Source organism: Thiocapsa sp. (assembly GCF_011390875.1).
GTDB lineage: Bacteria > Pseudomonadota > Gammaproteobacteria > Chromatiales > Chromatiaceae > Thiocapsa.
In genome coordinates, this window is record NZ_JAABRP010000155.1 from 1 (window position 1) to 12,314 (window position 12,314).

Sequence of the window (12,314 nt, forward strand, 5' to 3'; positions counted from 1 at the left end):
GACCTCTCCGATGCCCAGGAATCCGGGATGGAGCTGGACTGGTTCCTCGGCGAGGTCGCCGAGCGGACCAAGTGGTGCGATTTCACGCCTCTGGTGACGACCTGCACCGACGGCGAGAACGGGGGGTGGTTCAGGAACGTGACCGAAGGGGCCAACTTCTGGAGCGCCTTCTACCTGCCGTTGCTCGAACGGGTCGCCGCAGGGGAAGCGGCGATTGCACCCACCTTCATCAGCCGCTATCTGGATACCTACGGTGCCCACGGCGAGGTGCGGGTGCGCACCGGGGCCTGGAACACCGGCTGGCACCACGGGCGCGACTTCACCCAGTGGACCGGCTCGGATCGGCAGAAGCAGGCGATCGACGCCTTCGCCAAGGCCAGTCGGATGGTCCATGATGCACGCTGGTACGCCACGGAGCGCGGCGTCTGCGAAGGTCTCGAGGCGGAGGCGATCGAGGAGGCGATGTGGCGTCTGCTGCGCGCCGAGACCAGCTGTCATCTTTACTGGGGCGAGGCCTGGGTGCCGCGTGCCGAGTCGGACCTCGAGGCCAGTCGGACGGCGCTTGCGCGTATCGGGATCCGACCGGAGGCGCAGGCCGATGCGCCAGAGCCCATAACCGAGTCCAGACCAGAGCCCAATTCAGAGCTTGCGTCCGATTCCGTCCCCGCATCCGCTGCGGACGCAGCGGAGATTCGCACCGAGGCGGCCCCGAACGCCCCGCCGACCCCTACACCCGATGTGCCGGCCGCATCCGAAACACCGGCACCGAAATCCTCTTGATCCGCTCCGGCAACCCCGGAACCACCCTTCTTCTTCAAGGAGTTCAGCGTGAAACCGCTACCCGAGTACGTCGATGACCTTCCGAATATCTGCGGCCACGAGTCGGACGTCGAGGCCGTCGTTGCCGACGCGCGCACGCGCACGCTGTTTGCCGATCGCGGCGGTATCGATTTCGGCTCCATCCGCTCGGCGACCGCCATCGCCCTGCATCAGCACCAGCCCCTGATCCCGGCCGGCGGCGGGGATCTGCGCAGCGCCGCACTGATCAGCAATCTCCAATACATGATGGAGAACCAGCACATCGGGGACAATTACAACGCCCCGGCCTTCGTCTGGTGCTACAAACGCATGGGCGAGTTCATCCCGCAGTTGATCAACGAGGGCAAGTCGCCGCGCTGCATGCTTGAATACTCGGGCACACTGCTGCACGGTCTGCGCAAGATGGGCGAGCATCATGTCATCGATGCGCTCAAGGGGATGACCTGCAACCCGGATTACAACTCGGCCGTCGAGTGGCTCGGCATGCCCTGGGGCCACGCGGTTGCACCCTCCACGCCCGTGCAGGATTTCCGTCTGCACGTGAAGGCGTTCCAGCATCACTTTGCCGCCATCTTCGGCTGGGAGGCGTTGGAGCGCGTGCGCGGCTTCTCCCCTTCCGAGATGGCCCTGCCCAATCATCCCGACGTCGCCTATGCCTTCGTCAAAACGCTCGTGGATTGCGGTTTTCAATGGGTCTTGGTGCAGGAGCACACGGTCCAGCAGATCGACACCGGGCGGAATCCGGAGCGCCCGCACATCCCGCATCGCCTGGTCGTCACCAATTCGCACGGCGAGACCGCGAGCATCATCGCCATCGTCAAGACCCAAGGCTCCGACACCAAGCTGGTCGCCCAGATGCAGCCCTGGTACGAGGCGCAAGGGCTGCAGCGCGTCGCGCTCGCCGGCAAATCGATCCCGCCGCTGGTCACTCAGATCGCCGACGGTGAGAACGGCGGCGTCATGATGAACGAGTTCCCGGGCAAGTTCATGGAGGTGGTCGCCGCCTCGAGCCACACCGACACGCCGATGATGAACGGCAGCGAATATCTGGAGCATCTGTTTGCGCTCGGGATCAAGGAGTCCGATCTCCCCGAGGTCCAACCCCTGTTCCACGACCGCATCTGGGCGCGCATCCAGCCCGGCGACGGACCGGAGAAGCTGGAAAAGGCAATCGCCGAGCTCAAGCAGGAAGACGGCCGATTCCACATGGAAGGCGGCAGTTGGACGTCGGACCTCTCCTGGGTAAAGGGCTACGACGACGTGCTGGGCCCGATGGAGGAGGCGAGCGCCAACTTCAACCAAAAGGTTCTGATCCCCGGCGTCGCCACCAGCGACCCGCGCTATCGTAATGCACTTTTCCATCTGATGGCCTCCCAAACCAGCTGCTATCGCTACTGGGGTCAGGGCCTCTGGACCGACTACGGGCGCGAGATCTGCCGTCGGGTCAATGCGATCCTCGAGCAGGATTTCGGCTGACGACAATTTTGGAAACAACCTTGCAATGAACGCATTACCGAACGCAGACGATCTCTCGGGCAGTTTCGACTTGCCGGGCGAAGAGCGCTATATCGCGTTTCTTGCACGTGTCACGCAACAGGGCCAGGTCTGGACCTTGAAGGGGGACGATGGCTTTATCGCCTTCTCCGACGATGAAGGGCGGGATTGTTTTCCGTTCTGGCCCGAAGCGGCATGCGCCACGGCCCTGGCGACGCATGATTGGGCCGATTGTCGGGCCGAGCCGCTGGCGCTTGAGGTCTTCATGACCCGTTGGTTGCCCGGCATGGCGAAGGACGGCCGGATGGTCGCGGTCTTTCCAGCGCCGGATGGGTCGAGTGTGGTCATCGCGCCCGAGACCCTGCTGGACGATCTCCGAGAGGAGGCCGAGCAGGGCGATTGACAAAGCTGCATCGAACCTAAACCGCGTCCAGAGCGAGATGCTCAATTTTCGAGTGAGCTCGACGTTATGGTGCATCCACGGCCCTTAGCGGGGACGCGGTTTAAATTTGAATATCTTAAACCGCGCCTTCTCCAGCGGTCGTTAAATCTGCCGGGGTCGATCCCGTCCAAGAACATCGCATACCGCGTCAGGCGCGGTTTAAGTCTCGGTGATCTCCCGGGCGATCCGGTCATCGGCAATCCCTTCGTCGCGGAGCAGCTCCGCGAGTCGCCCGATGGGCGCTTCCGGACCGGCCAGATAAAAACGCAGCCCGCGCAGATCCGGGTGGTCGGCACGGATGACCGCATAGACATCCTCCGCACGGCCGCTCATCAGCGGGGTCAGTTGGAAATTGTCCAGCGCATCCGTGAGCGCGCGGCCCCAACGTCCCTGATAATGCCCCTCCGGATACTGCGTGTCCCAGTAAAGATGGAAGGATTCGATCACGTCGATCGAAACGGCGTGCTCGATCAGGCTCTTTACGGGTGCAATACCGTCGCCGAAGGCGATGAAGACAGCCGGTTCCGGCGCGTCCTCGGTCAGTACGAAACGTCCGTAGGGTCCCTCGACCGTGATCAGATGGCCGGGGCGCAGGGGTTTGAAGACGGCGTCCGAGAAGGCATCGGTGCCGCGTCGGATATGGAACCAGAGGTTTCGGGCGTTGCAGGGACAGCTTGCGATCGACAGCTCGCGACTCGCACCGTCTTCGAGCGTGAGTCGCACGCGCTGGCCCGACATAAAGCGCAGCGTCTGGGTCCGCGGGGTCTGGACGTTCACCGAGACGAGATCCTCGGAGATGTGCTCGAGCTTGCGCAGACCGGCTCGAATCTCCTGATGCGGTAGATCGGTCACCGTGAGTGCCTCGGCCGCCTCGATAACGACGTCGGTCACGGCCGTGTGCGAGCAGGTCAAGAGATAACCCATCGCCTTCTCGCGCTCGCTCAGGACATAATCGTGCTCGCGGATCCGCCGCGTCTCGCCGCTGATGAGGCGCGCCTTGCAGGCTCCGCAGTTGCCGCTCGCACAACCGTAATTGAGGTTGATCCCGGCGCGTACGGAGGCGTCGAGAATCGACTCGTTGCCCTCGACGAAATAGTCGTGACCGCTCGGGATGAGTTTGACGTTGGCTGCCATGATGCGAAGAAAGGTGTCCTTGGCGAAGAGTTGTGCGCGTTCGTCCGCCACCGCACGGGTGTTCAGAGACGCGCGTGCGCCGAGGAACCAGTCGCGCGTCTCGCACACCTCTCCCCGGACGCTTTCATGGACTGTCTCGGCGAGCGCCCTCAGGCGCTCGCCGACCTGATCCAAAAGATCCTCGGCTGCGCTCAGAGCCGACATGCGCTCGACGAGCGTTTGGCTCATCGCCCGCAGCCGTGCGACCAGGACCTGCGGAGTGGGCAGTGCCGAGTCGTGCCCCTCGGTCTTGGGAAGCGCATCGCTCTTAATGCGCTCGACCCGCTCGAGCGCTGCGTCGTCCGTAAGACTCACGGCCGGAAAGGCGCGCAGCAGATCGCTGACCGCGACCGAGCCCTCGAAGGTGGCGATCTCGCCGCGTCTGATGCGCCGCTGCAGCTCGGCGCGGGTGACGCCGGCAAGGCGGGCTGCGCGGGACAAGCTCAGGTAGTCCATGGGGCGTGAGGGCTCCGAGGTGGTCAGTGGGTCGGGGCGGCGTATGCGAGGCGTTTGCTTGAGTCAAACGCGAAAAACAGCAACATTACCCCGATATGTCCTGATCCCGAGTATCCGCGCCTCTGGGTGCGACTTCAATCCATCGGCTCAACCCGCCGTTCGAAGGAGAGATGACGTGGACGACAACACCAAGATTCAGATCGAGGCCGCAACATTCCGTGGCTTGGTCGAGCACCTGCAACGTCGCACCGATGTGCAGAATATCGACCTCATGAACCTGGCCGGCTTCTGCCGAAATTGCCTGTCCAAGTGGTACATGAACGCCGCCGCAGAGAGCGGTGTCGAGATCTCATACGACCAGGCGCGGGAGGTGATCTACGGCATGCCCTATGCGGACTGGAAGAGCCGTCATCAGCAGGAAGCGACCGCCGAGCAGGCGCGTCAGTTCGAGGAGACCAAGCCGTTGCACGCCTTCGTGAGCGGGCACGGCGGAGGGTCTTAAACCGCGTCCCGGCTAAAGACCCTGGATGCGCCAAACGTCGAGCTCACTCGAAAGTGAGCATCTCGCTCTGGACGCGGTTTAGAGGTCGCCGGTGGCTCCCGCGGTCATGATCTCTTCGATCGTATCGCGCACCTTGATCGCATTCTCCATCAGATTCGGCGGCAGGTCGGCCATCTCGATGACCTTGTTGAGGTCGAGCGTCGTCAGCCATGCCTTGCCTTCCTGATCCTCGATCAGGGTAATTCGACAGGGCAGATATGCAGAGAAGTCAATGTTTTCCTTGATCATCTCGTTGGCGATCCGGGCATCGCAGAACTGGAAGATCTCGATGCGTTTGGCCTCTACACCCATCGACTCCAGCTCCTTGTAGAGCGGTAGGTGAGCGACGAGTTTGAAGTTCAGCGTGTTGGCCCGAAGTTTCATGGATTCGACGGCGTCGTCCATCGAGACATCCTCGGCCAGCGGCATCTTGAGCACGGTATCGGCGATGGTCATGCTTTCGGCATGCGTCTGCGTGGCGAGGATGGTCAAGGGCAGCATGGCGATCAGCAGGGACAGCAGGATCTTTCTCATTGTCGTCTCTCTCCGGTGAATGAATTGTTATTTTGTTCAGTCGAATCGGTAGTACTTCTCGACCGGCTCGACAACCTCCCAGGTGCATTCCATACCGGCAGGGAAGGTGATGAGGTCGCCGCGGCTGAAGGTCTGAGGCTCGCCGCCGGCCGGGGTGACTTGAAAGCGCCCGCGGACGACGTAACAGGTCTCGGAACGATCGTAACGCCATGCAAAGGTCGAGGGCTCTTTTTTCCAGACTGCCCAGTCCTCGACGCCGAGGACATCCAGCTTGGCGGGTGAGGGTTTATGTTCGCAGTAAATCTGAAGGTCGGTCATCCATCGGCTCCGGGGTCGCCCGCCGCGATCGGCAGGTCTGGCATTGCTGGGTCGGCATTCTGGAGCTAATCCGTTGGATTTTCCACCCGAAAGACCGATGGCCCGGCTGATTCGAGTGGCTGCTGCACGGGTCGCGACCTCTGAAAAACCTTTGCTTACTCTGCACCTTTGCGGTTTGATTCGCACATGAATGACCTGAAATCACCCTGTGAGCAGGAGCCGAGCGCTGTCCCGCTCGCCGAGCTGATGCTGCGCTCGCGCCTGCGGCTTGCGGTCGCGGAATCCTGCACCGGCGGCTGGTTGGCGAAGGTCATCACGGACCTCGCCGGGAGCAGCACCTGGCTCGATCGTGGTTTCGTCACCTACAGCAACGCGGCCAAGCAGGAGATGCTCGGCGTGCGTGCCGAGACGCTTGCCGCGCAGGGTGCCGTGAGTGAGGCGGTGGTTGCGGAGATGGCCTTGGGTGCATTGAATCGCAGCCGGGCCGACGTTGCCGTCGCCATCAGCGGCGTGGCGGGACCCGGAGGCGGTAGCCCCGAGAAGCCGGTCGGGACCGTCTGTCTGGCCTGGGCCTGGCCCGAGGGGCGGGTCGAGGCCCGACGTTTTCACTTCGACGGCGATCGCGATGCCGTGCGGCGCTGCTCGGTGCAGGCGGCGATCGACGGTCTCGTCGAGCGGCTCGGCGACCTTGGCTGAGCGCTGGTTTTTCGCGCTTTGGCCGGATGATGCGGTCCGCGACGCCTTGGCTGCGCGGGCCCCCGCGCTCCTGCCCGTCGGCGCACGGGCAACCCACCCGAGGGACCTTCATCTCACACTTGCCTTCCTCGGCCCGCTCGCGCCCGACGTGCTCGGTTGCGCTGAGCGGGCTGCGGATCGGATCCGAGCCGCCGGGTTCGATCTCGATCTCGATCGGGTCGGACATTTTGCGCGGGCGCGGGTGCTGTGGTGCGCGCCCGCGTCGCCGCCCGAGCCCTTGACCGCACTCGTGTCGGAACTTCAGGCTCAACTCTCGACCTGCGGTCTCCCGGTCGATCCGCGTCCGTATCGCCCGCACGTCACACTCGCACGCAAGGCCGCAGTGGCGTCGGTGTCCGAGTGGCCGACGCCGGTTTGTTGGGCGGTCCGCGAGCTTGTGCTGGCCGCCGGATACGGCGGTCCCGGGCCGCGTTATCGGGTGCGTCGTCGGTGGTTGTTGGTCTAGGGCCGTGCCGGCTGTCCTCCCCCGGGTTCCCGGGCGTGCGACGTGCGTCCGTTACCACTTACGTAACTTGCGCACCCGTATCTCGCCCACCCGGGCGAGTGGCATGCCTTGTGACGTTTGCCGATTCGCTATGCGATAATCCGCAACTCGCCGTATCGGGCGATGGGTGTCTTGGTGGATGCACCGGTGCTCGCCGGTCGCTGTTCGGACGCCGGTCGTGTCGAAGCCGGACGTTGCAGCACAAGCCCCCTTACGCAGATCAAGCCGATCAGGTTCAACGGAGACCCAATGGACGACAACCGCAAGAAGGCACTGGCCGCCGCGCTGACCCAGATCGAAAAACAGTTCGGCAAGGGCTCGGTGATGCGCATGGGCGACACCGGTGTCATTCGCGAGGTAGAGGCGATCTCCACCGGCTCGCTCGGCCTGGATCTCGCGCTCGGGATCGGCGGCGTGCCCAAGGGCCGTGTCGTCGAGATCTATGGACCGGAATCCTCCGGCAAGACCACCCTGACGCTGCACATCATCGCCGAGGCGCAAAAGGCCGGCGGTACGGCGGCCTTCGTCGATGCCGAGCATGCACTGGATCCCGGCTATGCCGAGAAGCTCGGCGTGAACATGAACGATCTGCTGGTTTCCCAGCCCGACACGGGCGAGCAGGCGCTCGAGATCACCGACATGCTGGTGCGTTCCGGCGCGGTAGACGTGGTTGTCGTCGACTCGGTCGCGGCGCTCACCCCGAAGGCCGAGATCGAGGGCGAAATGGGCGACTCGCACGTCGGCCTGCAGGCGCGTCTCATGTCCCAGGCGCTGCGCAAGCTCACCGGCAACATCAAGCGCTCCAACTGTCTTGTCATCTTCATCAATCAGATTCGAATGAAGATCGGCGTAATGTTCGGCTCCCCGGAAACCACGACCGGCGGCAATGCACTCAAGTTCTACGCCTCGGTCCGGCTGGATATCCGCCGCATCGGCAGCATCAAGAAGGGCGACGAGGTCATCGGCAACGAGACCAAGGTCAAGGTCGTCAAGAACAAGGTCGCGCCGCCCTTCAGGCAGGCCGAGTTCGACATCCTCTACGGTCAAGGCATCTCGCGCGAAGGCGAGATCATCAGCCTCGGCGTGAACGAGGGCTTCATCGAGAAGTCCGGCGCCTGGTACAGCTACGAGGGCAATCGCATCGGGCAGGGCAAGGACAACGCGCGGGTTTTTCTGTGCGAAAACCCCGAGATCGCCAAGGCGATCGAGGCGAAGATTCGCGACAAGCTCTTGCCGAAGATCGGCGACCCCTTGTCCAGCGCCGCCGCCGCGCCGATCGCCGAGGCGCCTGAAGAAGTTTAGGCGGAGATCTAGGCCAAATCCCCTCGTCGAGCAATGGAAGAACCGGATCCTGCGGCGGAGATCGCCGATCGAGCCCGTCGGCTGCTTGCCACCCGCGAACACTCGCGCGCGGAGCTTCTGCGTAAGCTCCGGGCGCGAGGATTCGATGACCCCGAGATCATGCAGGCGCTTGACCGGCTGGTCGCCGAAGGCGCGCTCGATGAAGTCCGTATGGTCGAGCAATATGTTGCCGAGCGCGCTGCCAAAGGGTTCGGCCCCCTGCGAATCCGCTCCGAGTTGTACGAAAAGGGCCTTCCCGATACCCTCGTCGACCCTCATCTTGATGCCATGCGGGATGACTGGGTCGCCTATATGGCAGAAATCTACGATCGCCGATTCGGCAGTGCGCCGCCGCCCGACCGGGCCGAGTACGCCCGGCGCGGTCGTTTCCTCGAGCAACGTGGATTTCCCTCCGAGATGATCCGCCGCTTCCTGCGCTGGCCCGATTGATCGGCCGGCGTCCGCAGTCCAACCGAGCATACCCATGACCACCAGCACCAGTATCCGCACCAGTGCAGAGCTTCGAGCGAGTTTTCTCGACTATTTCGCGCAACGCGATCACGAATGCGTGCCGTCCAGCCCCCTGGTGCCGGGCAACGATCCGACCCTGCTCTTCACCAATGCCGGCATGGTGCAGTTCAAGGAGGTCTTTCTCGGGCGCGAGCGGCGTGCCTACAACCGTGCGGTCAGCTCCCAGCGCTGCGTGCGTGCCGGCGGCAAGCACAATGATCTGGAGAACGTCGGCTACACCGCTCGGCACCACACCTTCTTCGAAATGCTCGGCAACTTCAGCTTCGGCGACTATTTCAAGCGCGAGGCGATCGAGTTTGCCTGGGACTATCTGACCCGCGTCCTGGCCCTGCCTCCCGAGCGGCTCTGGATCACCGTCTACACCGAAGACGACGAGGCCGCCGACATCTGGCTGAAGGAGATCGGTGCCGATGCTTCGCGCTTCTCGCGCTGCGGGGCGAAAGACAACTTCTGGTCCATGGGCGAAACCGGACCCTGCGGCCCCTGCTCGGAGATCTTCTACGACCACGGTCCCGAGATCCCGGGCGGCCCACCCGGCTCGCCGGACGAGGACGGCGACCGCTACGTGGAGATCTGGAACCTGGTCTTCATGCAGTACAACCGCGACGCCGAGGGCAATCTCACGCCGCTGCCGCGCCCGTCCGTGGATACCGGGATGGGTCTGGAGCGCCTCGCCGCCGTCATGCAGGGCGTACACAGCAACTACGAGATCGATCTGTTCGTGCGGCTGATCGACGCGGCGGCACGCGCCACCGGCTGCGCGGATCGCGAGAACAAATCGCTGCGCGTCATCGCCGACCATATCCGCTCCGCGGCCTTCCTGATCACTGACGGGGTGACGCCGGGTAACGAGGGCAGGGGCTACGTGCTGCGTCGCATCATGCGTCGGGCCATTCGACACGGCTACCAGATCGGTTGCACCACGCCCTTTTTTCATCGATTGGTCCCGGCGCTCGTCGCCGAGATGGGAGCAGCCTACCCCGAGCTGGTCGCGGCGCACGAACACGTCGAGCGCATCATCCTGCTCGAAGAAGAGCGCTTCGCCGAGACCCTCGAGCACGGCATGCGCCTGCTCGACGAGGCGATCACGGGCCTGAGCGGTGTGCGAATTCCGGGCGAGACTGTCTTCAAGCTCTACGATACCTATGGCTTTCCGACCGATCTGACCGCCGATATCGCCCGTGAGCGTGGGCTGTCTCTGGATATGGACGGCTTCGATCAGGCGATGGCGCAACAGCGCGAGCGCGCTCGCGCCGCCAGCCAGTTCGGCGGTGCGGCCGATCTCGAGATCGATGTGCAAGGCGAGACCGAGTTTTGCGGCTACGAGCGGCTCCGCGAGGAGGTGACGGTGGTCGCAATCTATTCCTCGCTCGGCTCCTGCGACCAGCTCGCCGCTGGCGAGGAAGGTCTGGTCGTCCTGGATCTCACGCCTTTCTACGCGGAGTCCGGCGGCCAGGTCGGGGATCGCGGCTGGCTCATCGGCGAGGGCGGTCGCTTCGAGGTGCTGGATGCCCAGAAGAAAGGCGAGGGGGCCGTCGGCCATCTCGGGCGTGTTGCCGAGGGCGTCCTGGCAGTCGGCGATCGGGTCGATGCCCGCGTCGACGGCGAACGTCGGCGCGCCACCGCGCTGAATCATTCCGCAACACATCTGCTGCATGCGGCCTTGCGCAGGCTATTGGGCGAGCATGTACAGCAGAAGGGCTCGCTCGTCGGCCCGGAGCGACTGCGCTTCGACTTCTCCCACTACGAGGCGGTCTCGCGCGAGCAGCTGCTGGAGATCGAGCGAATGGTCAACCGCGAGGTCCGCGAGAATCATCTCGTCGAGACCCGTATCATGAGCCTCGACGATGCCAAGGCGTCCGGGGCCATGGCGCTCTTCGGCGAGAAATACTCCGAGCAAGTGCGCGTGCTGCGCATGGGTGACTTCTCCACCGAGCTGTGCGGCGGGACCCATGTCAAAGCGGTCGGCGACATCGGCCTTGTCAAGATCATCGGCGAGAGCGGCATCGCCTCCGGGGTGCGGCGGATCGAAGCTGTCACCGGTGCGACCGCACTCGACTGGATCGAGGCCGACGAGGATCGACTCATTCGCCTTGCCGGGCTCCTCAAGGGCGGACGCGACGACGTCGACCAGCGGGTCGTTGCGCTGCTCGAGCGCAGCCGTCGGGTGGAAAAGGAGCTTGAGCAGCTCAAGGCCAAGCTCGCCAGCTCAGCAGGTCAGGATCTGGCATCGCAGGCGGTGGTGATCGACGGCATCAAGGTGCTCGCCGCACGGCTCGAGGGGGCCGACTCCAAGGCCCTGCGCGTCACGCTCGATCAGCTCAAGGATAAGCTCGGCTCGGCCGTCGTCGTCCTCGCGACCGAGGGCGACGGCAAGGTCAGCCTGATTGCCGGCGTGACCAAGGATCTGACCGACCGTCTGAAGGCGGGCGATCTCATCCGCGAGGTCGCCGAGAAGGTCGGCGGTAAGGGCGGCGGGCGTCCCGACATGGCTCAAGCCGGCGGCAACGATCCGGCGGGTCTCCCCGCGGCATTGGCGCTGGTGGACGGCTGGGTGCGGCAGAGGGTCTAGGCTGCAGGGCGGTCTACGCTGCTGGAAGCCGACCTACCCGGACCTTAACAGACTCACGGGGATTCGCGCTGCGGATCATCGGGATCATCAACAGAACTGTCTTTTTGGGTCCTTAGCGCCTTCGCGGTGCATCGGGCCCAATACATCGGGAGAGCGCGAGACGTGCATGCCGGGAGAATTCGATGGGGCTGATCGTCCAGAAGTACGGTGGCACATCCGTAGCCAACGCCGAGCGGATCAAGGCGGTCGCCGAGCGCGTGAAGCGCTGGCGCGATGAGGGGCATCGGGTCGTGGTCGTGGTCTCGGCCATGTCCGGAGAGACCGATCGACTGGTTGGACTTGCCAAGCAGATCCAGGAGCGACCACTCCCGCGGGAGCTCGACGTCCTCCTGTCCACCGGCGAGCAGGTGACCATAGCGCTCTTGAGCATGGCCCTCGACGACATGGGCTGTGCCGCCCGCTCCTACACGGGCGGGCAGGTGCACATCCTCACCGACAGCGTCCACAACAAGGCCCGCATCCACGATATCGACGGCGCCCGTGTCGGCGCCGATCTCGCAGCCGGCCGGGTGGTCGTCATCGCCGGTTTCCAGGGTGTCGATACAAGGTGCCCCTGCGCGTGCTTTCCAGCTTCGAAGAAGGCGAGGGTACGCTCATTACGTTCGAGGAAGACATCGTGGAAGACGCCAAAATCTCCGGAATCGCCTTCAGTCGAGACGAGGCCAAGCTGACCGTGCTCGGCGTGCCGGATCAACCCGGCGTCGCCTACCGAATCCTCGGGCCGATCGCCGACGCCAACATCGAAGTCGACATGATCATCCAGAACGTTGCCGCCCAAGAGGCGACGACCGAC

11 protein-coding genes and 2 pseudogenes are annotated in these 12,314 nt (G+C 64.0%); 10 read left to right on the forward strand and 3 right to left on the reverse strand.

Annotated features, from left to right (window positions below; translation table 11 throughout):
• The 3 genes and pseudogenes from GPT33_RS12895 to GPT33_RS12905 form a co-directional block, all read left to right on the forward strand.
• Positions 1 to 780 (forward strand): annotated as a pseudogene (locus GPT33_RS12895) (glycoside hydrolase family 57); the annotation flags it as partial.
• A gap of 48 nt (positions 781 to 828) precedes the next feature.
• Positions 829 to 2,295, forward strand: coding sequence for a glycosyl hydrolase family 57 (locus tag GPT33_RS12900; RefSeq protein ID WP_296809560.1), 1,467 nt, complete (start codon positions 829 to 831; stop codon positions 2,293 to 2,295).
• Positions 2,296 to 2,320: 25 nt separating this feature from the next.
• Positions 2,321 to 2,716 carry a DUF2750 domain-containing protein gene (locus GPT33_RS12905; protein ID WP_296809563.1) on the forward strand — a complete coding sequence of 132 codons (396 nt, stop codon included), beginning with the start codon at positions 2,321 to 2,323 and terminating at the stop codon, positions 2,714 to 2,716.
• Positions 2,717 to 2,914: 198 nt separating this feature from the next.
• On the opposite strand, the gene GPT33_RS12910 is transcribed toward GPT33_RS12905, so the two are convergent.
• On the reverse strand, positions 2,915 to 4,384 hold the full coding sequence (locus tag GPT33_RS12910; RefSeq protein ID WP_296809565.1) for a 2Fe-2S iron-sulfur cluster-binding protein: 1,470 nt from the start codon (positions 4,382 to 4,384) through the stop codon (positions 2,915 to 2,917).
• Positions 4,385 to 4,559: 175 nt separating this feature from the next.
• On the opposite strand from GPT33_RS12910, the gene GPT33_RS12915 reads away from it, so the two are divergent.
• Positions 4,560 to 4,886, forward strand: a complete 327-nt coding sequence (locus tag GPT33_RS12915) for a DUF1244 domain-containing protein (RefSeq protein WP_296809567.1) — start codon at positions 4,560 to 4,562, stop codon at positions 4,884 to 4,886.
• Positions 4,887 to 4,964: 78 nt separating this feature from the next.
• Here GPT33_RS12915 and GPT33_RS12920 read toward each other — a convergent pair whose 3' ends face one another.
• Together GPT33_RS12920 and GPT33_RS12925 are read right to left on the reverse strand one after the other, a co-directional pair.
• Entirely contained in the window at positions 4,965 to 5,459 is a 495-nt protein-coding gene (locus tag GPT33_RS12920) for a DUF302 domain-containing protein (protein WP_296809569.1), read from the reverse strand.
• Positions 5,460 to 5,495: 36 nt separating this feature from the next.
• Positions 5,496 to 5,777, reverse strand: a complete 282-nt coding sequence (locus GPT33_RS12925; protein WP_296809570.1) for a cupin domain-containing protein — start codon at positions 5,775 to 5,777, stop codon at positions 5,496 to 5,498.
• Between the two features lie 186 nt (positions 5,778 to 5,963).
• On the opposite strand from GPT33_RS12925, the gene GPT33_RS12930 reads away from it, so the two are divergent.
• The 6 genes and pseudogenes from GPT33_RS12930 to GPT33_RS12955 all read left to right on the forward strand — a co-directional run.
• Positions 5,964 to 6,473 carry a nicotinamide-nucleotide amidohydrolase family protein gene (locus GPT33_RS12930; protein ID WP_296809572.1) on the forward strand — a complete coding sequence of 170 codons (510 nt, stop codon included), beginning with the start codon at positions 5,964 to 5,966 and terminating at the stop codon, positions 6,471 to 6,473.
• Positions 6,466 to 6,978, forward strand: coding sequence for an RNA 2',3'-cyclic phosphodiesterase (gene thpR, locus GPT33_RS12935; protein WP_296809574.1), 513 nt, complete (start codon positions 6,466 to 6,468; stop codon positions 6,976 to 6,978). The genes GPT33_RS12930 and thpR overlap by 8 nt, the downstream gene beginning before the upstream one ends.
• A 288-nt stretch (positions 6,979 to 7,266) precedes the next feature.
• On the forward strand, positions 7,267 to 8,319 hold the full coding sequence (gene recA / locus GPT33_RS12940; protein ID WP_296809576.1) for a recombinase RecA: 1,053 nt from the start codon (positions 7,267 to 7,269) through the stop codon (positions 8,317 to 8,319).
• A gap of 33 nt (positions 8,320 to 8,352) precedes the next feature.
• Entirely contained in the window at positions 8,353 to 8,808 is a 456-nt protein-coding gene (locus tag GPT33_RS12945; RefSeq protein WP_296809578.1) for a regulatory protein RecX, read from the forward strand.
• 52 nt (positions 8,809 to 8,860) lie between these two features.
• On the forward strand, positions 8,861 to 11,461 hold the full coding sequence (gene alaS, locus GPT33_RS12950; RefSeq protein WP_296809580.1) for an alanine--tRNA ligase: 2,601 nt from the start codon (positions 8,861 to 8,863) through the stop codon (positions 11,459 to 11,461).
• 182 nt (positions 11,462 to 11,643) lie between these two features.
• Positions 11,644 to 12,314: pseudogene (locus GPT33_RS12955) on the forward strand (aspartate kinase); the annotation flags it as partial.

Excerpts from the sequence above, each read along its gene's own strand:
- GPT33_RS12905 (WP_296809563.1), top strand. The coding sequence starts at position 2,321 with ATGAACGCATTACCGAACGCAGACGATCTCTCGGGCAGTTTCGACTTG.
- GPT33_RS12925 (WP_296809570.1), bottom strand. The coding sequence starts at position 5,777 with ATGACCGACCTTCAGATTTACTGCGAACATAAACCCTCACCCGCCAAG.
- GPT33_RS12945 (WP_296809578.1), top strand. The coding sequence starts at position 8,353 with ATGGAAGAACCGGATCCTGCGGCGGAGATCGCCGATCGAGCCCGTCGG.
- GPT33_RS12930 (WP_296809572.1), top strand. The coding sequence starts at position 5,964 with ATGAATGACCTGAAATCACCCTGTGAGCAGGAGCCGAGCGCTGTCCCG.
- GPT33_RS12910 (WP_296809565.1), bottom strand. The coding sequence starts at position 4,384 with ATGGACTACCTGAGCTTGTCCCGCGCAGCCCGCCTTGCCGGCGTCACC.
- recA (WP_296809576.1), top strand. The coding sequence starts at position 7,267 with ATGGACGACAACCGCAAGAAGGCACTGGCCGCCGCGCTGACCCAGATC.
- GPT33_RS12920 (WP_296809569.1), bottom strand. The coding sequence starts at position 5,459 with ATGAGAAAGATCCTGCTGTCCCTGCTGATCGCCATGCTGCCCTTGACC.